This is a genomic window from Acinetobacter sp. WC-743, from assembly GCF_000335555.1.
GTDB lineage: Bacteria > Pseudomonadota > Gammaproteobacteria > Pseudomonadales > Moraxellaceae > Acinetobacter > Acinetobacter bereziniae.
In genome coordinates this window covers 1-22,280 of the sequence record NZ_AMFQ01000060.1, presented here as the reverse complement: position 1 = coordinate 22,280, position 22,280 = coordinate 1, and the positions used below count along the sequence as shown (strand labels likewise).

Annotated in this window: 20 protein-coding genes and 2 pseudogenes; 10 read left to right on the top strand and 12 right to left on the bottom strand. The window is 35.0% G+C overall.

Annotated features, from left to right (window positions below):
* Nucleotides 1-186 precede the first annotated feature (186 nt).
* The 9 genes and pseudogenes from ACINWC743_RS07470 (at nucleotide 187) to ACINWC743_RS07430 (ending at nucleotide 14,289) form a co-directional block, all read left to right on the top strand.
* A complete protein-coding gene (locus ACINWC743_RS07470) occupies nucleotides 187-1,404 on the top strand; it encodes an alkane 1-monooxygenase (protein WP_009584976.1) in 1,218 nt (405 codons plus the stop codon).
* Between the two features lie 317 nt (nucleotides 1,405-1,721).
* A complete protein-coding gene (locus tag ACINWC743_RS07465) occupies nucleotides 1,722-2,201 on the top strand; it encodes a winged helix-turn-helix transcriptional regulator (protein ID WP_004830878.1) in 480 nt (159 codons plus the stop codon).
* A gap of 306 nt (nucleotides 2,202-2,507) precedes the next feature.
* Nucleotides 2,508-4,757: a type VI secretion system Vgr family protein gene (locus ACINWC743_RS07460; protein ID WP_035300622.1), complete on the top strand. Its 2,250-nt coding sequence runs from the start codon at nucleotides 2,508-2,510 to the stop codon at nucleotides 4,755-4,757.
* 82 nt (nucleotides 4,758-4,839) lie between these two features.
* Nucleotides 4,840-6,201, top strand: coding sequence for a DUF2169 family type VI secretion system accessory protein (locus tag ACINWC743_RS07455; RefSeq protein ID WP_009584985.1), 1,362 nt, complete (start codon nucleotides 4,840-4,842; stop codon nucleotides 6,199-6,201).
* A 28-nt stretch (nucleotides 6,202-6,229) separates the two neighbouring features.
* Entirely contained in the window at nucleotides 6,230-11,365 is a 5,136-nt protein-coding gene (locus ACINWC743_RS07450) for a PAAR-like domain-containing protein (protein ID WP_009584984.1), read from the top strand.
* Between the two features lie 5 nt (nucleotides 11,366-11,370).
* Complete coding sequence (locus ACINWC743_RS07445; RefSeq protein WP_009584975.1) at nucleotides 11,371-12,387, top strand: ankyrin repeat domain-containing protein; 1,017 nt, start codon at nucleotides 11,371-11,373, stop codon at nucleotides 12,385-12,387.
* A gap of 36 nt (nucleotides 12,388-12,423) precedes the next feature.
* Nucleotides 12,424-12,591 (top strand): annotated as a pseudogene (locus tag ACINWC743_RS25265) (RHS repeat-associated core domain-containing protein); the annotation flags it as partial.
* 413 nt (nucleotides 12,592-13,004) lie between these two features.
* Nucleotides 13,005-13,847, top strand: a complete 843-nt coding sequence (locus ACINWC743_RS07435; protein WP_009584978.1) for a hypothetical protein — start codon at nucleotides 13,005-13,007, stop codon at nucleotides 13,845-13,847.
* Nucleotides 13,848-13,959: 112 nt separating this feature from the next.
* Nucleotides 13,960-14,289, top strand: coding sequence for a hypothetical protein (locus ACINWC743_RS07430; protein WP_227510911.1), 330 nt, complete (start codon nucleotides 13,960-13,962; stop codon nucleotides 14,287-14,289).
* 200 nt (nucleotides 14,290-14,489) lie between these two features.
* Here the strand turns inward: ACINWC743_RS07430 and ACINWC743_RS07425 are convergent, their stop codons facing one another.
* The 4 genes from ACINWC743_RS07425 to tusD all read right to left on the bottom strand — a co-directional run bounded on the left by ACINWC743_RS07425 (nucleotide 14,490) and on the right by tusD (nucleotide 15,946).
* Entirely contained in the window at nucleotides 14,490-14,801 is a 312-nt protein-coding gene (locus tag ACINWC743_RS07425; protein WP_004830870.1) for a TusE/DsrC/DsvC family sulfur relay protein, read from the bottom strand.
* A gap of 77 nt (nucleotides 14,802-14,878) precedes the next feature.
* Nucleotides 14,879-15,163, bottom strand: coding sequence for a DsrH/TusB family sulfur metabolism protein (locus tag ACINWC743_RS07420; protein ID WP_004830869.1), 285 nt, complete (start codon nucleotides 15,161-15,163; stop codon nucleotides 14,879-14,881).
* A gap of 20 nt (nucleotides 15,164-15,183) precedes the next feature.
* Nucleotides 15,184-15,534 (bottom strand): hypothetical protein, encoded by a 351-nt coding sequence (locus ACINWC743_RS07415; RefSeq protein ID WP_004830868.1) that lies wholly within the window; start codon nucleotides 15,532-15,534, stop codon nucleotides 15,184-15,186.
* Between the two features lie 43 nt (nucleotides 15,535-15,577).
* Entirely contained in the window at nucleotides 15,578-15,946 is a 369-nt protein-coding gene (gene tusD / locus ACINWC743_RS07410; RefSeq protein WP_004830867.1) for a sulfurtransferase complex subunit TusD, read from the bottom strand.
* A gap of 278 nt (nucleotides 15,947-16,224) precedes the next feature.
* On the opposite strand from tusD, the gene ACINWC743_RS07405 reads away from it, so the two are divergent.
* The gene (locus tag ACINWC743_RS07405) at nucleotides 16,225-17,244 is read left to right on the top strand and encodes a site-specific integrase (RefSeq protein ID WP_009584974.1); all 1,020 of its coding nucleotides are present in this window, start codon (nucleotides 16,225-16,227) and stop codon (nucleotides 17,242-17,244) included.
* Here the strand turns inward: ACINWC743_RS07405 and ACINWC743_RS07400 are convergent.
* The 8 genes and pseudogenes from ACINWC743_RS07400 to ACINWC743_RS07365 form a co-directional block, all read right to left on the bottom strand.
* A complete protein-coding gene (locus ACINWC743_RS07400; protein WP_035300618.1) occupies nucleotides 17,241-17,528 on the bottom strand; it encodes an HTH domain-containing protein in 288 nt (95 codons plus the stop codon). The two genes, ACINWC743_RS07405 and ACINWC743_RS07400, sit on opposite strands and share 4 nt — an antisense overlap.
* Complete coding sequence (locus tag ACINWC743_RS07395) at nucleotides 17,528-17,755, bottom strand: hypothetical protein (protein ID WP_009585018.1); 228 nt, start codon at nucleotides 17,753-17,755, stop codon at nucleotides 17,528-17,530. The genes ACINWC743_RS07400 and ACINWC743_RS07395 overlap by 1 nt, the downstream gene beginning before the upstream one ends.
* A 101-nt stretch (nucleotides 17,756-17,856) precedes the next feature.
* The gene (locus tag ACINWC743_RS07390) at nucleotides 17,857-18,639 is read right to left on the bottom strand and encodes a hypothetical protein (RefSeq protein WP_009585012.1); all 783 of its coding nucleotides are present in this window, start codon (nucleotides 18,637-18,639) and stop codon (nucleotides 17,857-17,859) included.
* Nucleotides 18,640-18,641: 2 nt separating this feature from the next.
* On the bottom strand, nucleotides 18,642-18,944 hold the full coding sequence (locus ACINWC743_RS07385; RefSeq protein ID WP_005029076.1) for a hypothetical protein: 303 nt from the start codon (nucleotides 18,942-18,944) through the stop codon (nucleotides 18,642-18,644).
* The gene (locus ACINWC743_RS07380) at nucleotides 18,944-19,411 is read right to left on the bottom strand and encodes a hypothetical protein (protein WP_009584980.1); all 468 of its coding nucleotides are present in this window, start codon (nucleotides 19,409-19,411) and stop codon (nucleotides 18,944-18,946) included. The genes ACINWC743_RS07385 and ACINWC743_RS07380 overlap by 1 nt, the downstream gene beginning before the upstream one ends.
* Before the next feature lie 546 nt (nucleotides 19,412-19,957).
* On the bottom strand, nucleotides 19,958-20,284 hold the full coding sequence (locus ACINWC743_RS07375) for a hypothetical protein (RefSeq protein ID WP_005029070.1): 327 nt from the start codon (nucleotides 20,282-20,284) through the stop codon (nucleotides 19,958-19,960).
* 81 nt (nucleotides 20,285-20,365) lie between these two features.
* A pseudogene (locus ACINWC743_RS07370) lies at nucleotides 20,366-21,007 on the bottom strand (GGDEF domain-containing protein); the annotation flags it as partial.
* 40 nt (nucleotides 21,008-21,047) lie between these two features.
* Nucleotides 21,048-22,213, bottom strand: a protein-coding gene (locus ACINWC743_RS07365; RefSeq protein ID WP_085947548.1) for an IS3-like element ISAba21 family transposase whose coding sequence is annotated in 2 segments (ribosomal slippage) — nucleotides 21,048-21,955 and nucleotides 21,955-22,213 — 1,167 coding nt in all. Because the reading frame shifts where the segments join, the coding sequence is not laid out codon by codon here.
* Nucleotides 22,214-22,280 lie beyond the last annotated feature (67 nt).

The window sequence follows — 22,280 nt, the reverse complement described above, 5'->3', positions numbered from 1 at the left end:
TGGTTTAAATTTCCTATTTTCAAATAATAAAAAGGTTTGATGTCATTAAAACATGTGCGTAAAGGACAATCTCTATGTTGAAGATGCCAAAGACTTTTTCATAGGTTTTATGGACGCTTACAACTGTCTTTCAAGTGATCTTTATTTAAATATATAGATAAGTAGAAAGATAGGGAAGATACAGCCATGAATGCACCAGTTCAACTGACTGAACAGCAATTGCTGGACATAAAACCAAAGTCAGGTTTGGCACTTGATAAGAAGCGTTACCTTTGGATGATTAGTCCATCTTTGCCAGTGATTGGTTTAGGGATTTTAGCGGGCTATCATGTTGCACCTAAGCCACTTAAAAAAGTGTTTGCACTGGGTGGTCCGATTGTCTTGCATGTGATTATTCCAGCCATCGACTCCTTGATTGGTAAAGATCAAAACAATCCAACTGCTGAAGATGTAAAATTACTTGAACAAGACCCTTATTATTCTCGATTAGTTAAATCTTTTATTCCGATTCAATATGCAGCAAATGTGTATGCATGCTATTTGGTTGGTCGTAAGCAGACTTCATTGCTTGATAAGATACTCTTGGGTATTTCGATGGGGGCGATTAATGGTATCGCCATCAATACAGCGCATGAACTCAGTCATAAGCATGATCGTATAGATCATATTTTGTCACACTTGGCATTAGTTCCATCTGGTTATAATCATTTCCGGATTGAGCATCCATATGGACACCATAAGCGTGCAGCAACTCCAGAAGACCCTGCATCTTCACAAATGGGTGAAACTTTTTATGAGTTTTTACCTCGAACAGTCATTGGATCATTTAAGTCTGCAATTGAAATCGAAACCAACCGCCTTAAACGAAAAGGGCTTGGATTTTGGTGTAAAGACAATGAGTTGTTGCAAGGTTGGGGCATGACTGCAGCATTCCATTCGTCAATGGTGGGGTTGTTTGGTAAAGGAATTTTGCCATACTTGGCTACGCAATCTGCATATAGTATTGGTCTGTTTGAGATTATTAACTATATCGAACACTATGGTTTATTGCGTCAAAAGGATGAAAAAGGTAAATATGAACGTACCATGCCTGAACACAGTTGGAATAATAATAATATTGTGACGAATTTGTTCCTGTATCAGTTGCAGCGTCATTCAGATCATCATGCTTATCCTACACGTCCATTCCAGGCATTACGTCATTTTGATGAAGCACCTGAGTTACCAAGTGGTTATGCAAGTATGTTATTGCCAGCCTTGATCCCTGCTTGGTGGTTCAAGATCATGGATAAACGTGTATTTGACCACTATAAAGGTGATTTGAATAAAGCCAATATTTATCCAAAACGTCGTGCCAGTATTTTTAAGAAATTTGGTGTAATCGACAAATTGCTCAATAAGTAAACATGAAACATGCAATAAAAGCCCAATATTGGGCTTTTATTGCATTTAACTCTTTGAGGTATCCTGCGATTTTAATATTGAATAACATGTATTGTTTTTATTCAATCATCATTGAGCTGCATCATCATCGATAGGCAATTGATCATTTAGTTATAGTGTATGCTTTATAACGTAATGGGGGAGGATAAAAATTTTGCTCATTAAAATTAACTCAAAGAAAAAAATATTCTCATTAAATATACTATCTTTATTATCATGTTTCTTTCATAGTATACATAAAGTAATTTTAGATGCTAATAGCTTATCTGGACGTTTGTATGAAGTGGGAAGAAATAGGCAATCAACCATGTTCAATTGCGCGCACATTGTCAGTTTTGGGCGATCGTTGGACGATGCTTATTCTTCGTAATGCATTTATGGGAATGCGTCGTTTTGATGATTTTCAAGCAAATTTAGGTGTAACCCGACATGTGCTTGCTGAACGTTTAAAGCGTTTGGTTGAGCATGGCATACTTACCAAAGTTCCATATGTTGAACGACAAGAGCGTTTTGAATATCGTTTAACTGAGAAAGGCTTAGAGCTTTATCCAATTTTATTAACGATGGTGACATGGGCAGATAAGTGGATGGATGAAGGCTTAGGTGCACCAATGGCACTTGAACATACAACATGTGGGCATCAATTTACTGCGATTTTGGTCTGTTCGGAATGTCAGCAAGCGATTACTGCACGTCAAGTAAAGCCAATCGTTACACCTGCATTTTTTAAATATTTGGAGAAAAGTAAACAGGCATGATTTTTTACAGAAATAATTGAGGGCGAAAGTATTTAGCCCCTTATTTAATAATTGATTGACGTGTGGACAAGCAAATAAGTTTATAACAATCAAATGTACAGCATGCATCGCTTGGTGGTAAGTGACGTAGTATTTTTTGATACGAATTAAATAATTCTAAAATTTATATGAATTTCATATGTTTATATTTTATATAAATTAAGGTAACAGCATAAACTACAAAAATAAACGCAAAGACATCAATGATTCTTTTATATTTCTTAAAGTAAGCTTAAAAATTTTTATTTGTATATTTAGAAGAATATTATGAGTTACACAAAAAAGATGGAACAACTTGTTGCTTCAATTCAGCAACAAAACAGAATGTTAAAACTAAGTTTTCCTGATAATAATGTGCCTTTCGCAAATCAAATGGTTGCCAACCATATTGTTGCGACAGAAAATTTTAATCAAGATTTTGAGTTCAAAATAGAAATTCTTGCGGATAGTATAGACATCCCACTCAAAGAAATGATCGGAAAAATGGCAACTGTCGAAATGAAGCGTTTCGATGGTTCTTCACGTTTTTTTAATGGTTATATCTTTAGCTTTAAATTTTTAAAGAATGACGGCGCATATGTCAGATATGAAATGGTGCTTAAACCGTGGTTAGCATTTTTAAAGTATCGTCAAGATTGTCAGATATTCCAAGAAAAAACATTAAAGGATAGAAGTTCTAGGCTTTTTGAAAAATGTATTAATCACGATGTTGCTTGGAATATTCGTGGTGAAGATCCTGAAACAACTTTTTCTGTTCAGTTTAATGAAAGTGATTACAACTATTTGCAACGTCAATGGGAAGCGGCTGGGTGGATTTATTGGTATGAACACCGTAAAGATGGTCATACGTTGCATATTATTGATCAATCCACAACTACAAACTCGATTCAAAATCAAAACCAAGAACTCATTTGGAGAGGTAATGAAGCACATAATACTGGTGTAGGCGTCATTTCAATTGCTGATCAATCACAAATGAGTTTTAGCAAATATACAGCGAGCAGCTTTGATTTTAAATCACCCGATCCTTTACAGGCTGAATTTAGTTCGTCTCATGCACCAGACCAACTCACGGATTTAGAAAACTATACATATTCAGGCGCATATGGGTTTAAAGACTTTGATCAAGGTAAAAACGATTTGGTGTCAAGAAGCCAAGCTGATTTTGCGTTGAATAATCAGAAGTTTATGGTTGCCAATGATGCTTATGCCGAGATTGGTCATTGGTTTAAGCTATCTCGGACCGGAGGTGAAGAAAAAGAATATTTGGTGACAGGTATTCAGCACAGCGCAGGAAATAATTATTTATTCGAAACAGAGCGTGAAACTGCGCAATATCGCTGTGAAATGACATGCATTCAACGAGATGTTCCTTGGAAGCCTATACTTTATTTAAATAGTCAAATGACTCGAATTTATGGATTACAAACAGCGATTGTAGTAGGACCATTAGGTGAAGAGATTTATACCGACAAGTATGGTCGTGTTAAAGTCCAATTCCATTGGGATCGTTTAGGCAAAAAGAATGAAGAATCATCTGCTTGGGTGCGTGTAGCTACGGCTTGGGCGGGCAGTAATTTTGGTATGGTTTCTATTCCTCGGATAGGACAAGAGGTTATTGTGCAATTCTTAGAGGGTAACCCTGACCGACCGATTATTACGGGAAGTGTTTATAACGAAGATAATTTACCACCTTGGGATCTTCCGAATAATGCAACACAGTCTGGTATTCTTTCACGTTCGTCCACAGGAGCGACGATTGATAATGCTAATGCGATTCGCTTTGAAGATAAAAAAGGTGCCGAGGAAGTCTGGATTCACGCAGAAAAAGACCAACGAATTGAGGTTGAAAATAACGAATCTCACTCTGTCGGTGTGGATCGCTCCAAAACTATCGGTAGCAATGAAACGGTTAGCATTGGCGCTGATCGTACAGAAACGGTTGGAAATAATGAAACGATTAGCATTGGTGTAAATCGTACGGAAACCGTTGGAAGTAATGAGACTATTAATATTGGAGCAAATCGTACAGAAACCGTAACAGGTAACGAAACCATCACCATCCAGCAAAACCGTACCAAAACTGTTGTTGCAAATGAAAATGCCAATATTTCACAAAATCAGTCAGTTTCAGTGGCTCAGAATCAATCGACTTCAGTAGGACAAAATCAAACAGTCAATGTGGGTTTAAATAAAGTTGAAAGTGTTGCCGTTGCTAAAGCTTTAAATGTAGGTGCTGCTTATGCTGTGACAGTAGGTGCAGGGCACGCTTTAACTGTTGCTGGTGCGATGAATACAGCTGTTGGCTTAGCACAATTTGAACAAGTGGGTTTGGCAAAAAATGTCAGTGTAGGAAATAGTTATAATATTGATGTTGCAGATAAATTTGAATTGCAGGTGGGCTCCGCAAGTTTAGTATTGAAGTCTGATGGAACGATCACAATTTCAGGCGTTAAGATTTTAATTGAAGGTGAAACTTTGGTACAAATTAATGGCAATGATGTTGATATTAATTGATCTATATAGTTTCAAATATTTGATTTGATAAATCAGAAAGTGGATATTTTAAATATTTATATTTTTATATTGAGAATTTAAAGTGGAATTAGAAAATCAAACACCATTTCCTGCATTACTTTATAGTGCAGCAGATCCAAATAAAGAAGAACATCAAATTGTGGTCATGAAAGTGAGTTACAAGATTGTTCGAAATGGCAATGATCAGTGGAGTTTAGAGTTAATCACAGATGGTTCTGTACCATTATGTCTTGCTGATGAGTTTTGGGGGGAAGTTGGACACAGTAGTGTAAAAGTCGAGAGTGATTTAGCCCCTTATAAACCTTTTTGTGATGTTATTTTAAATGGCAATGCATATACGCCTGAAGCTAAGGAAATGACAGCAATTGCAGTACGCTTAAAAATCAGCTACCCAGAACCGCTGTCGGAAATTGACAAACCTCAAGAACCTATACCTTTAAATCCTTTAATGTCTTTGACTGAATCACAAAAAAGACAATGGCAAAAAGATCAGGAAATTTATCAACGCGCGTTAAAGCAACAACAACATCGGAAATATATTACTCAACTTGAAAAAACCTTAAGTGTGCTGGGTGAAAGTGAGTTTAAACAAAACACTTTGATGCCTGGATGGAAACGAACATCAATAAAACCGTTTACACAACTGCCTATACGTTGGGATTATGCTTTTGGAGGGCATCATCATTTAAATAAAAGAAGTGATGGCACAGGTACCACTTTATATAATGAGATGTGTTTTACCAATCCACTTGGGCGAGGTTGGGTTGAAGATGGTTATTTCGATGCGTGTGAAAAGGTAAATTCTTATCGTAAAAAAGATGAAAAAATCGAAAACTTTAAAACAATTGCAGCCCCACGTATTGAGTATCACATGCAACGTCAGCCGAAGCCTGCAATTGTTAAGCATCCTAAAAAGACCACACTTACAGCAAAGATCATGGACAAGGTGAGTGATCAATATCCTTATCAACCTGCAGGTTTTGGATTTTTGGGACGATCATGGTCTCCTCGAATTGCACTAGCAGGCACTTATGATGAAAAATGGTTAGAAGAGCAACATCCTTACCCACCTCAGGATACAGACTATGCGTATTGGAATGGTGCACCTAAAGATCAGCAAATTGAATTTTTTTACCCCAATGCCCGTTTAGAACTTTGGAATTTAACCAAACCAGAAGATTCAAATAAAGGTTATTTAAAAGTTGATTTTTTAGGGCACCGTCCCTTTATTGTGATGTTTTTTGAAAGTGGTGGAGTAGTTCCGTTTCCAATGATCACTGAAACGGTATTCATTGATACAGACAATATGACCATCAGTTTAACCCATAAAGCATGGATTCGTTCTGATACAGCCCCAATCACCAAAGTTGAAGCACGTTTTAGTGACCAAGCTGAAGGTGTGTTATTTGAAATGGCATCTTAAAAAAAATAGAAAATAATAAGGAAAAAATATGGCTGATAATTTAATGCTTCGAAAAGAGTCGGGTTGGATGGTGGTATTTACATGCCCAGATGTATGTAAGACACCACCCAATATCCCTGTGCCTTATCCAGTTGTGGCATTTTTAAAAGATTCAGCTAAAGTTCAAGATAATGTTAGAGCGAATAGCCATCCTTTTGTTTTACATGATAAAAGTTGTGTATCACGTACCATTGGTGATCAACTCGGTATTTTAAAAGGAATTAAAAGCCAAACGGTGGGTGGCGAGTGTTATCCACTTGATAAAAGTAATACTTTTAAAGTTCATGGAAAGTGGACGGTTCGAGTCGATGATGGCTTTTGGATGAATGGCTCTGACGGTAAAACAGGCAATACACGGGGTAAAGTGGTCAAAATGCCATCTCTTAATGAGATGTTAAATACTGCTTTGGATGGCTTGCAACTTGCGTTAGATGTGGTCGGATTGATTCCAGGGCTAGGAGAAATTGCTGACGGTTTAAATTGTGTCATATGTCTTGCACGTGGAGATTATGCTGGTGCGGCACTTTCGGCTGCTGCTATGATTCCCTTCGCAGGTTGGGCTGCGACAGGTGCAAAAGTCGGACGTAAAGTTGTTAAAGCTGCTGATAAGGCAGCCGATGCAGCAAAATTAGCGAAAAAGGCAAAAAAAGCTAAAAATGGAGCAAGTTTTAAGGGCAAAGGTAAAAAACCGAAAAAGTGTAAGCCTTGTAAGAAAGCAGCAAAAAAAGCTTTAAAAGGGAAGCCTGTAAATCCTATGCAAGGTTGTAAGATTTTAATGGGAGATATGGATACTGATTTCTCATTAAACTCAGCATTTCCTTTAGTTTGGCAGCGTAGCTACGCGAGTAATAGTGAAATAGGCACTGTACAGAATCCATATACATGGTTTGGTCAGGGATGGGATTGTCCATATGCGATCCAAATAAAAGTTCTACCTGCACATGATCGAATTGATGTGCTATTGCCTTTTGGCAGAGTGATTGAATTTCCTTTTTTAGAGGTGGAGGATAGTTTTTATTCAATTCATGAGGATTTCACACTCATTCGTGAAGTTGAAAATGAAACAAATGAATCTAAATCTTATAAATTTCGCATTGCCATTGGTACACTAGAGTCAGCATCCACTTATTATGAATTTCACCATCAAGTCGAAAACCTAAGCAAAAAGCCTGAACATTTACTATTGTGCACAGGCACTTACGACCTTTATGGTAACCGAATCGGGCTGGAGTACTTACATAAAGATGAAGTCAGGAAAAATTATCCAAGTCATATTGTAGATAGTATAGGACGTGTACTGGCATTTGATTTTATTGAAGTTCAAGATCACATACGACTGAAACAGATAAAGCTCTTACAAGGTTTGGGAACACGAGATCCTTTAGACATCGCAGCTACAGCGCATGCAGTTTCATTACAAGAAAGATTGTTTCAAGCTGAACATGAAGCCCATCGAAACTTTGAAAATTTAGAAGATGTTTTAAATGTCAAAGTTTTGGTGCGTTATGAATATTCCAAAGATGCTGACTTAATCAATGTTTACATTGATGATAGTCCTGTTGAAGCTAATGAACCTTCACAATACAAATTGCGTCTAAGCCGCAAATACGAATGGAAAAATCATATTCTTACTGCACATCACGAGATTGGTGGTGTGAGTAGTTTTTATGAATATAATGAATATTCGCCTCTAGGGAAGGTTACTCGACATTGGATCAATACGGGTGAAGAGTTTATATTTGATTATCAGGCAGGATTTACCAATGTTATTTCAGCACCCAATACAGTAATCGAAAAAGTAGAAAAATTTTACTACAATGATACTTTCGATTTAATCCAATATGTGGATCCAAAAGGTTATTCCGAATATTATACTTACAATAATTCAGGTCAGCTTCTTAAAAAGACCGATGCTGATGGCGGTATTACAGAATACCAATATAGTGGTGCAGAACTGACAAAAATTAGAAGCCTAATTGACTATCATCCAGTCACAAAACTTCCTATTTGGCGTGAAATTTCATTATCTTGGACAAATGGTCATTTAACTCAAGTGACAGATCCTTTAGGGCATAATCAAACAACAGCTTATGACTTTGCTGGACAACCTCTAGTCGTTACTGATGCTTTGGGGCAAAAAACTCAAATTAAATATACGCCTACAGGCATGGCTTATGCTGTTGTTGATGCCAAAGGGGGGCATAAGCATATGTTATGGGACAGATATGCAAATTTGCAAAAATACAAAGACTGTAGCGATAAAATTACCCAATATGATTATGACCATTATGGGCGTTTGATTGCTGTCAAAAATGCTTTAGGTTATGAAACTAGATTCAAATACTATGCTCGTCAGGAGCAACCGTGTGAAATTATTTATCCGGATCAAAGTATTGAGCATTTTAAATATGATGTTTTAGAACGTTTAGTAGAGTATCGAGATGCTTTAGGACGAACGACTGGCTATCAATATAGCCATGACAGTTTACCTATACGTCGTATAGATCCTGCCCATGGTGTTGTCACCTATCATTATGATCAATTGCGCCGTTTTGTTGGATTAACCAATGAAAATGGTCAAATGTGGACTTTGGAGTACGATAGCAATGATCAAGTCATTGCTGAAACCACGTTTGACAATATACGAACTGAATATGAATATAGCCCAGCAGGGAAATTGGTTAAACATCGACAGTACACTGAAAACAAGCAAGTACGATATGGCACAGTCTTCAAACGGGATATGCTTGGACAGTTATTAGAACAATATATTGTCGATCATCAAGATTTGACAGAGAAAAAGCGTATACGTTACGACTATGATTTAGCTGGGCAATTGCTACAAGCTCGAAATATGGATAGCCATGTTAAACTGAGTTATGACGAGATTGGGCAACTTACAAAAGAGCAGTTAATTGCACACTGGTATAATGAAATTTCCCAAGAACATGTACAACGTTCACATAATCTGACACATTTATATGATGAACTGGGTAATCGCATACAAACAATATTGCCCGATGGTCGAAAATTGAAAACCATGTACTATGGTTCTGGTCATGCTTGGCATTATGCATTGCAAGACAGCGAAGGTATACATGAAATCAGCAGTTTAAAACGCGATAACTTACATCAGGAAAGTGAACGGACACAGGGACAACTCCATACTACCTTTAAACTTGATCCAATGGGACGACTGACTGAGCAGCAAGTAGCTTGGGAGAATGCTCCAGCTCGTAAACGTTTAGAGCGCTTGTATGATTATGATAAAGCGGGTCAGTTGAAAGAGATTTTAGATAAGCGTTATCTTTATCAAACCGCTTCTCAACAAAATGCTCTGGCAATTGGAACGACTAATAGTCATGGTTGGCAACGTAAACAGATCTATCAATATGATGTATTGTCACGTTTAACAAGTAGTGAATTGATAACACAAGGTCAGAGTGAAAACTTTATACAAATTCGTGAACGTTTTGCATTTGATCCTGCAAGTAATATTTTACCAATTACATCGAGTGGTGAAAATAATGCTTCAATATCTAATCATCAAATAAAAGACAATCGTGTCAAACATTTAGAGCAATCACATCAAACTGTTGATTTTGAATATGATGACCTAGGACGGGTAATTCAAAAACGGATTCAGATGAAAGATCAACAAGCATTTGGTTATATTCAGCAACATTTGAGCAATAACCATGTCTTACATCAGTTGAGCACTCGACAGATTGATTTAGATTGGGATGAGCAGAACCAGTTAAAAGCATCGACATCGATAAAGCCTGATGATTGTGGTGGACAAGAAATTATTCAAACACAATATTGTTATGATCCATTTGGTCGCCGTATTGCTAAACAAAGCCAAATCTATAAAAAGGCATTAATTACGCATCAAGTAAAGCTCAAAACGAAAGCTATCGAAAATCAAGATATCCAACCCAATCTTGAAAGTTCGAATCGGCTTGGCTCTTCAATTAATCTCAGTTTAGGTGGTAGGAATTCAAGTCAGCCGAGTGTACTGAGCCGCTCTATTACCCAACCTACTTCAAAAACAGTACAAACAGAACAATTAACATTGATTCAAAAACAAGCCGTCTGGAATGTTTGGGATGGGAATAGAATTTTACAAGATTATAATGGTCAGCATGTTTTTACGACTGTATATGAAGCAGATAGCTTTGTACCTCTTGCCCGTCTAGTCTGGCTTGATGATAAATTATCTGAGGCAGCCAATGATGATCTATTACCTCATGTGGACACGGAAAAGATCAATCAGCTGAAGCACATTGCTTTACAGAATATTGGTGAACTTGAAGGGCTAGGTAGTCTCCAAACAATACCTGAAGTTGCAAATGATGAACAGCGACGACACTCAGCATATCAGATCTATTGGTATCAAAATGATCATTTGGGCACACCACGAGAACTGACAACTCACTCTGGTGACATTGCATGGGAAGCAGTATATAAGGCATGGGGTAATACAGTTGCAGTTGAGTGGCAAGCTGTTGAAGCACAGCCAATTGAATTGAATGCCATCGAAAAATCTTATCTTTTACAACCGCATCGTTTTCAAGGTCAGACTTATGATATAGAAACAGGTTTGCACTACAACCGTTTTAGGTATTATGATCCTGATGCTGGAAGATTTGTGAGTCATGATCCGATTGGTTTATTGGGTGGTGAGAATCAATTTCAATATGCACCAAATCCAGTTGAGTGGGTGGATCCATATGGTTTAGCAAAATGTAAATTGTCAAAAAAAGATAAAAATGCTATGGGACCAAAGCCAAAAGATATGGCTGATCCCCATAGGCATCATATTGTAAGAGAAAATGCTCCTTGTAATTGGTCTGATTCGAACAGAAGATATATATTGGCTTCACAACTTATGGTCCAAAAATATTTGAAAACAAATGGTAAAAAATTTGATATCAATAGAGATCCTCGTAATTTTGTTTGGGCTGAAAATGGTTGCGGAGTACATACTAAAGATAGCGCGAAAATGGTTTATGATCATTTAAGTAAAGCAAGACGAAAAGCAATGAAGCAAGGGAAGGATATTGGAAATGCTTTAGAAGGTGCTTTATCAGATTTAGGCAAAATTTTTAATGGTATGAGATAACATATATGTCAGTTTATGAAAATATTGAAAAAGATGAATTAGAAATATTTAAGAGTCAAATTAATATTGATGATGATTTATTAGATTATATTTATTATGCAGTTGAATGTAATGCATATTTTATTGCAGATTATCTTCTTAAGAATTATAATTTAGTTAATGTATATAAAGAAAAATTTGGAAAATCATTAATTTCTTTATGCTGTGAAAAAAATGATTTAAAAATGTTGAATTTATTATTGAAGTATGGTGAAGATATTAATGGTAATCCACTTTCACTTTTTAACCCTTTGGAAGTTTCATTGATTGATGGAAATAAAGAAGTATTTAAAGAGTTAGTTTTAAAAGGTGCTGATTTGAATTTTTTTTTACCAAGACATAATAGAACAATTTTAGATACAGCTTTTATGTATGATGAACAAAACAAAATAAGTTATGAGTTTTATAAAAGAATATTAATTGAGCATGGTGCTATTTCAACTAGAGGTTATTTTCAAAAAAATAATAACTATTTGGGGGGGGAACTAAATTTAGTCTTGTCTGAATACTTTGGTAAGGTTTTAGATTTTTATTTCGATTTTAATGATTTTAAAACATCGATTTTTATTGGTTTTATTGGAAAAAAAACAAATTATATATTTACTAATATAAACAATTTTGTCTTTATGATCTTGTTGCCTTTTGATTGGCCTTTAAATAATCAAGAAAAATATTTGAATACGGAATATTCTTTTTTCTTTAAAATGTTAAACTTTTTAAGTTCACAAAAATTATGTGGTTTAGATTATATAGATATAGTTAAAGTATGTGATCAATCAATTCCAGTGCCAAATAATATTATCGGCTTTCAAATTATTGATTTGGAATTTAATGAAAATATTCATGTTAAAATTTTTAGCCCAGTAGAATCAAAAAAGAAAAAATTTTCTGAAAATCTAAATGAAAAAGATTTAGTTAGGATGCAATATAATTGGCCAAAAAATAAAAGAGGATTTAGTGTTTATGAAGATTTTTTTATATAAAATTTAGAAATATATAAATAATTTTTTTCTTAAGCCTTTCAAAATTATATTTATGATATAGAAACAGATTTGCATTACAACCGTTTTAGGTATTATGATCCTGATGCTGGAAGATTTGTGAGTCATGATCCGATTGGTTTATTGGGTGGTGAAAATCAATTTCAATATGCGCCGAATCCTGTTGAGTGGGGGGATTTATTAGGTTGGGCAAGATTAAATCCTAGTATAATCAAAACATTGGATGCGCAACTGCAAAAATTAGGAATAAATGGAAAAGCTTCTGGTATTTATGTGTTTCCATCAAAACTTAATAACCGTAAATTGAAATCCTCAGGGCTACCTAAAGGAACTGTTCGTGATTATGTTGGGCAAGCTGTTGATTTAAGAACACGATTGATGCAACATTTACGATCAGATAAACTAAAAATGAATGATATTCCAAATATTTCTATAGGTACATGTCAAGAAAAAGATTTAAATATTAGTGAAGCATTAATTATGTCAAGAAAAGGAGGACGTGATAATTTAGCAAATGTGGCTAGACCACCAAATACAGGTTCGCTTTCAACTTTAGATACTAGTTCTATGTATCGTAGATAAAAATAAGGGTAAGGTTGATGTTTATTGGTAATACTAATAAAGAAAGATTAGATAATTTTTTAATTATTGAAGAGAATGATAGTGCATCAGAAGTTTTTAAATTTATGGAAGAAAAAAATGTAAATAATTTAATTGTTGATGCTAACTTATGTAATATATCAATACTAGATAATGTGGATTTTTATCATATTTTTGAAAAAGCAAAAATAGTGCACTTAGCTAATATTGATCTAAAGAAAAGTAGTTATTTATATCAATTTAAAAATGCGAATAGATTTGAGATAAAAAACTGTAAATTTAGTGGAAAAGAGCCAATTAATTTTCATGAATTTAGTAACCTTGAAGAAATTTTTACAATATATAGCAAGCGGTTTGAAAATTTATTTAACCATCCGAAATTGAAGACATTATTTATTGAAGGATTTAATAGTTTAGATTTCAATTTCCCATTAAACAATGTGTTGGAATCGTTATCTCTTGAAAAAAGTGCTGAATGTAAATGGTCAACTCTATCAAATTTTAAAAAACTAAAAGCTCTATATTTAGTTAGTATATCAAGTATTACAGATATTTCTTGGCTTTCAAATCTTTCTTACTTAGAAGATATTGAGCTAACTTATTGTAAGAAAATAGAAAATTGTATTGAGGGAATATCAAATATTTCCTCTTTAAAATCTGTTTGGTTAGCATATATGGGAAATTTTGATTCTTTGAAACCATTAAGTAAGCTTACAAAGCTAAAAGAGCTTACGATTGAGTCAGGAGGGAAATTAGTAGATAAGGACATCAGTTTTCTTAAAAATATTCAAGGATTAGAATATAGTATTGAAATGTCAAATTGTGTAACTAGCAATGAATAAATTTTATCTAAATATTGATTTTTATTTGCATTGATTTTTAATGTCGAGCTTGAATTATTATTTAAGCTCAATTTTTTTTATTATTTAATATTTTTAATCCTAGATAAAATGGTTGTTTAATAAAAAATTAAATACCTATACTTTAATTATAAGAAACTTGAGCCATGAGAGAATTGGTTTATTGCGTGGTGAAAATCAATTTCAATATGCGCCGAATCCTGTTGAGTGGGTGGATCCATTAGGCTTGTCACCAACATCACTTGGTAAGTGGGGAGAAAGTTTTGTCAGAACACAACTCTTGAATTCTGGTAAATACAGTAATGTTATTTCAATACAAAATTCTCAAAATCATGGTATTGATTTAGTTGGCATCAGAAAGGATGGAAAATTTGACTTTTTTGAAGTCAAAACAAATGTTTTAATTGAAAGGCATAAGTGTTAAGCATTTGATAATTATTTAAATTTAAAAAATTCATAACTTAGAAATATGTACCCAATCCCACTTTTTCGTTGAGCTATTTTTTCAAATACCAATGGGATTTACTTAGAAAAAGAGTGAAATAATCTATTTATCTAAGCCATAATCTACAGGGATTCGTTCACGTTAATAGATATGTGAACGAATCAATTTATATAAATAGGTCATAAACAATTTGCGGGTTTAGGAATACCTGCCAAACGACTCAAATGTCGAGCAACCAGTCCAGTATTAAATTTTTGTTGCAACACTGCATTATCAATCTCAGGGCTTACGCTTTTCATTAAAAATTTAATCAATGGGCGAGTCGCAGGAGAGTGTCCAAATTGAGTATAGAATTGACGAACTGCATATAAAACTTCGAAATGCCAAGGTGTAAGCTCGAGTTCTAAACTCTGTGCCAGCTCTTGAGCAACCTGTTCATTCCAAACCGTATAATCAACTAAGTGACCGTCTTGGTCTAATTCTAAACTCATAAAACAACCTAAATGATGTAACTCGATTGAAAAAGCAATTAAATTACTTGGGAGATAACAAAGGGTAAAATAGCGATTTATTTTAAACTGATACAACGTGTGAAGTCTAAAATCAGTTCTGCGAATTGCGCATAATTGATCAATTTAAAATGCTCAGGAACTTTTTCGGCAAGTATTTCTGTATCATTTTCCAAGATATACAGATTTTTTTTCTTTTCTAAACGGCGATCAGATGCATATAGCACTGCATCTCCCATTAAAAGAATATGATCATCTACTGAGTATATTTGATCCAGTTGGGTTAAAACTTGATCTGTATGTGAAAAGCATGATTGAATTAAGTAAAGTGTTTTATCTGACATTTAAATCTACCTTGCCCATCTTACCAATATAAAACACGGTCAAAAGATTGAATAAATTCACTATTCAAATCGATGAACTCAATCTCTTGTTGTGATTGAGTAACAAAAGCAGAGCTTTTATTCATATTCTCTACTAAAACTGGTGTTAAATCATAAAATTCAAAGCTATCCACCATGTTTGACGCGAGTTTAAATGCTTGTTTTAAACCATCAAACGCCAGTTCGGATTTTAACAAACTTAGTCCAGCACCCTTGAGTAACACTTTGACTTTACAACCAAAAGTAGCTAAAACCATAGTGGCAGACAAGCTTTCATAAACTTGTAGATTGGTTAAGTTTGCTTGGGTTATAACCACGAGTACAGTATTCACACAAATCACCTTTTAAATGCAACACTCTAATGGGAAGATCAACTTAGAATTGAATGAGACGATCTGTAGATTGGACTGCATCTGCAAGTTCTCCAAGTCCAACGAGATTAAAACCTTTTGCAAGATTATGTGTTTGAATTTGATGGCGTTTAGCATTTTCTTGATCTGTTATTCCACGCGCTAAAGCGGCACTCACACAGACAGGAAGTCGAATTGCGAGTTTTTGCCACTCTACAGATAAATTACGTTGATCATCAGGAATCCATTGCAAGTTGTTGGCAACTTGTACACCATCTTGATAGAAGAACACACGAAATTCTTGATCTTTTGCTTTTAAAGCCTGAGCTAACCCCAATGCATGCCATGCATGAATTGAACTTGGAGCAGCAGTGATTAGTAATAAAGTACTCATTTGATGGCGATTCACTTGGAGAATGGACAGTTTGCAACATTCAAACTTGATAATGATAGGTAGTATACAATGATTTTAGGTGACATTTTTATGATATTCTCAATTTTAAAAAAAATAAATAAATAAAATATATTAATAAACAAATACTTACTTAATTTTCTCGGATTCCAAAGTCACTATAGATCTTATTTAATCTGCACGAAATTCCCTATATTTTCTTCCTTTTTTCCATAAATTAGCTAAAATAAATCTAAATCTACACCAAATCTGCACCAAGAATGAAGCTTCCAAAACCAATACAACGTGGATCAAGTTGGCGTATTACTGTAACTTTTGATAATAAGAGATATTCAGCGACAAGAGATACTTCAAAAGAATGTGAACAATGGGCATCACTCAAGCTACTTGAACTTAAAACTGGTAAAGCTGATCTTGAACAAGGTATAAAACCTGCTTATCCATTTCGACAATTATGTAATAAATATTATGAAGAACATGGTCGACACATGCGATCGGCTCGTACCATCAACTTTAAAATAAAAAACTTAGACCGTATCGCCCCGAACCTGGCTGAGAAGTCAATTTATGATTTTAAGCCTGCAGATATTGCAGAATGGCGCAATAATAGAAAAAAAGAAGTTAAAGTAGCTACATTAAGAAATGAACATGCAATTTATTCTGCAGTGTTTACCTATGCAATGAAAGAGTTGTTTTTAATTGAGTCTAACGTTTGGCACTCAGTAACAATGCCAAATAAAGAAAAATCACGAGATCAAAGAATTTCTCCAGAACAACAAGAAACTCTATTGAAAGTGTTGCAGTGGGACAGTACAACAACACCTGTCAGTTCTAGACAATATGTCGCGTGGGCTTTTTTGTTTGCTCTTGAAACAGCAATGAGGCAGGGTGAGATATTATCTATGCGTAGAGCAGACTTACGTGATGGTTTTATTCATTTGCCAATGACTAAAAACGGTGAGTCTCGTAACGTACCACTTTCAAAAGAAGCCAAACGCTTGCTCTCATTGATACCTGCAGAAAATGACAAATTATTGCCAATTGATAAGAATATATTTTGTGCAATGTGGATGAGGGTTAAGAAAAAAGCAAAACTTCCTGAAATCAACTTTCATGATACTCGACATGAAGCTATTACTAGGATGGTTAAGGTTCGCAAATTACCAGTTGAGGTTTTAGCAAAAATTACGGGACATAAGACAATTGGGATATTAATTAACACTTATTACAATCCGGATGCGCAGGATTTAGTTGAGATGTTTAATGACAGTGAGAGCTAATTAGCTCTCGGTCTGCCTCTTTTTTTATTTTTAGTGCTGAGTAAATCATGGGCTAAGCGAGGGTTGTATAACGCTTTGCCAGGTGTACCTTGATCTATTGAAGCAAGACGATCTCTAATTGTCGTGGTGGATAGACTATATTTTTCGGCTAGTTGTGCAGCAGAAACTAATTCAACATCCACTTCCTTCAATTCTTTAACAATTCCACCACCAATATTTTGACCGAGCATTACCTGTGGAGGACTATCGCTCTCGACAGTAATAATATATTTAAGGACACCCATCAATCTTCCTCCATTGTATTCAGCTCATCCCAAACTGCAAAAGCAACACGATCTTCTAAATAATCATGTGTGACATCAATATGATCAGTATGTAAGCAATTTGAACAATTAATTTTGTCGCCTTCATAAAGGAAATTTTCATTTCCTTGTTTGGTATGGACATTCGCAATACCACAACCACACTTATTACAATGTTCTAACCAAATAATTTCTAAAGTTTTAATCATAATTTTGTTCCTTAATCGATAAACAAATAAATGCACAAAATCTTTAGAAAATTAGTATTTTGTGCAGATATTTGTTCAACAACTTCATTTAATAATTTTGATCAATGATGTATTTGATTCTGTTGTTGTATTTGTTTTGGAGGAGGGGCTTCAACCCATCCCATCTGATCTGCTCGAGCACGACATGCATTCGAAATACCAATCTCATATTGAGTACCTTTGAACGTGTTAATTGCTTTATCAAGGGTTTTAGGATTTTTGGCGTCTTTTATAGCTAAAAGTGCATCGTTAAAACGTTGAGCCAATGGCTTTTGTTGCTGACCATTAGTCTGGTTGTTTTGATTGCGATTAGGTTGTTGAGCCTGCCTAGAGTTTTGTTGATTATTTTGATTTTGAGAGGGCTGTTGTTTTTGTTCATTGTAATGAGCTGCAGCCATTTCCTGATATTTCCAGTCATCCCAAATGCCTGAGAAAATATCGCCAGCAAAACCAATAAAACTAAGTGCCTTAACCATTGCATCTGTGACTGATTTTTTAGGAGCATCCTCGTCGTATATCATTTTGCCTGTACTGGTTTTATACATAGCCATTGTTCCGCCCATGTGTTCCACTGAACACTTTTTTCCGTCTTGCATATACCAAACACGGACTGTCGCATAATGCATCATTGTTTCGGTATTACATTGCTGAAAACCTTGTTGAACTATTTCAATTCCCCAACCTTGACCACAAGGACCAAAAGTTTCTGTAGCACGTTGAACTAACCAATAGGGTTGAGGTGATGAGCCTTTATAAGATTTACCTGTAATCGGCTTAACTTTCTTTGGATCTGTTATGCATAAAGAATTCCAAAGATCCATATTTGTATTATTCGAATTTGTCATGATTATGCTCCAACCCAGCCCATACGTTTTTTAAACGCACGACGTTCATAAGAGGGAATATTTGAATTTTGAAGACCAATAGCCAATGCTTTACGCTTTTGAAATTTACGTTCACGCTCAAAACTGAGGCGAATCCAAGGCTTTTCTAAGTGCTCAGCAAATTCGATAAGAAATAAATAGCCAGATTTACTTACTCGATAAATTTCGCCATCTTTTTGGATGTATTCGTATGAATAGATACGCATGCGGAATTCGCCATTTTCATTGCTGATAAATTCAGTTTTCTTTTGAGGAATAGAGGTCATTAGTCTGCCTCCACTAATCGATTACGTTCGATATAACCAACAATCATCTGATTGATATTTCTGTGATCGTTGTAATCGGTGAAATCATTCCAATCGTTACCGTTCATATCTGTAATTTGTTCAACCGCCAAATTAGTAATATCTACTGCTGTAAATTCAGAACCAGGTACGCCGTAGTTATCTGGATGAGATTCAAAATCAAAGCCGACTAAAACCAGAAAACTATCAAGTTTGATAACCGCTTTCCCTGAAGTTTCAGAAGTGAGCTTTAGAGCACTAACGCTATAGGTTGATGGTGTTACATTAGGAGCAGTGATAGGTGGCTTGTATTCAGTCGTTTTTTGGTCATAAGCAAGACCGATTGCCCCAGCGGTCAATAGTCCACTAACAGTGGCGATTTTAAAGAAGCTAAAAGGCTGTACACGATGTGTAACAATGGGATTGATTGAATTTGGTTTTGTGTTCATACTTATCTCACTCATTGAGTAAAAGCACATTTGATTTCGAGGTCGGATGTGCTTTTTTGTTAGCTGATGAAATTAATATCGCATTTCCGATATTATTAGTCAATAGGTAATCCGATATTTTTATTTTTATTCCGATATTTTTAGAATTTTTATACTTTAATAGACAAAAGAAAACCCTACATATAGCAGGGCGAGATAGGTCAAACTTAGTCATTACAGGTTATCCTTCAGTAACCTTGGTGGTAATAATAAGATTTCGGTGTTACAGGTAAACGAAATCAAACAACTCTTGAGGTGATGTACAATAAAATCAATCTATATGGATCATGCTTATGTCACCATTCTTAATAATTTTTGGTTTTTTACTATCATTTGTGGGAATTGTATTTGGTCCACATTATTTTCATAAGTATGTAAATAGTGTCCATGATGCCAAAGCTGTTGGTCTTCTATGCATGTTACCAGGTGTATTTTTGCTTTGTCTTGGATTTTATTTAAGGTAAAAGAAAACCCACATAGGAGGGGTTTCTTTTTTAAAATATTGTATTAGCAATCAATATTGTATCTAGCTTTATATGAATCTATTGTTTTTTGAAGATCTTTACTTGTATTGAGATCTTTTGGATCAGCCAGCTTTAAAGAAATAGGAAGGTATTCTTGTTCGTAGGTAACAGGGAAATCCTCGCAAATAACTTTTTTGCGTTCTTCCAATGGGGTAGAGGGACCTGCTAGCGTTGCAAGATACATAGTCATTTTTAAATCAACTTCTTGAAATTTTTCAATAAGGTGTTGGCGTTCAGGTGATATTTGTTCTGAATTATCGCAACCAAATATAGAAAGAGTTAACAAACATATAAATGATACGGTTTCCATAATATAGGTTCTTCATAGGTTTTTTAAGGAAAAGGAATCTCACGCTAATTGTGATGTGAAGTTTACTAAATTGATTGAATCTTAATTTTTGATCATGCGTTTATTTTCATACATTTTTTCATCAGCTTCCTGAACCGCTTCTAATAAACTATAAGAAGGATTTCGAATTGCGAAGCCAACAGCAATGCTGATGTTAGCATTTGCAAAAATTTCTTGAATTCTATCAAATAAAAGTTCTGCTCCCTCTTTTGTATTTTCAATGCTGAGGATTGCAAATTCATCACCACCTATCCGAGCCACAATATCATTATTACGGACGCAAATTTTTAATAGATTTGCTGTCTTTTTTATTAATTCGTCTCCGATAAAATGTCCAAATTGATCATTTACAATTTTTAAATTATTTAGATCAATCATAAAAATAGCAGCAGGATGACCGTAACTTTTACATCGAGCTTCTTCTTGTGCGAGAAGTTGATCCCATCCTCTGCGATTAAATAACCCTGTTAAAGAATCACTTAAGGCTACGGCTTCAAAAAACTCTTTTTGACGTTTTTGTTCATTTTCCCTTAATTCAACTTGCAAAATATAGCTTAAAATTTTACCAAAAAGATTAATTAATTCCTCTTCCTGTAGTAGTGATTCGGATTGAGGGTTGGGGTCAATAGCACAAAGAGTACCAAATAAGGTTCCATCTTCTTTTATAAGGGGTTGACCTATATGATATGTGCTGAATTAGCAGGAGACTTTCACTTGGGATATGCTAGGCAGCTAACCGATAAAAGTTCTCTGCTATTTGATTTGGCGTTTTAAAATCCAAACTCTTTTGAATTCTTCGCTGATTATAAAATAACACAATGTATTCTGTAATATCTGCTTTAGCTTCATCTCTGGTTTTATAGTTGCAATGATGCACTAATTCATTCTTGAGTATGCCCCAGAAACTTTCAATCGGTGCATTATCGTAACAGTCCCCACGTTTGCTCATTGAACCTTGAAAATCACATTTTTCCAGTATCTTTCGATATTCATGGCTGCAATATTGGCTGCCTCTGTCCGAATGAATAATTAAGCCTTTCGTTGGTTTTTGATTACGAATCGCCATAGTCAGTGCATTGCAAACAAGTTGTGCGGTCATACGCTCATTTAAGCTATAGCCAACCACTTGTTTCGTGTACAGGTCTTTTACTGCTGCCAAGTATAACCAACCTTCAGCAGTCCAAATGTATGTAATATCGCTTGACCATGCAAGATTGGGCTTAGTCATTGAAAACTGTTGCTCTAGTAAATTTGCGTAGATCGCTCGATTATGATCACTCTTCGTAGTTCTTTTGAAACGCTTATGACGCTTACAATACAGCTGGTTGAGCTTTTTTATTTGACGTACAGCATACGTACTGATTTTGATACCTTGCGCTTGTAAATGCTTAGTTAATCGAATATAGCCATAGCTTTGTTTAGTTTCCTCATGAGCTATTTTGACCAAAATTGTCTGTTGATTTCGCTGAACCAATCTTTTATTCATGCCTCGTTTTAGCCAATCATAAAATCGTGACACTGAAACGTGAAGTAATCTAGCCATAAAGCTAATCGGGAATAAATATCTTTGCTGTTTCATATAGGCGTACCTTACTGACTTTCTTTCGCAAAGTACGCTGCTGCCTTTTTTAGAAATTCACGTTCCATTTCAGCTGTTTTGAGCTGTTGTTTGAGCTTTTTATTTTCTTCGAGTAAGGCATTTAGATCAGGTGAATATTGTTTAGTGCCTGCTAAGGTGCCAGTCTTTGCTTTATTATTCCAATTTGAAAGAGTTTGCATTGAAATGCCAAGTTGTCTGGCTGTTTCCGATACATTGCCTTGATTGGCTTCAATCAATTTTATTGCTTCAACTTTAAATTCTGCGGTGTAAGTCTTCTGTTTCTTGCTCATGGTAAACTCCTGATGAGTGTCTATAGTTTACCAAGTTAAAACCTCCTGTTTTCTCAGCACACATCAG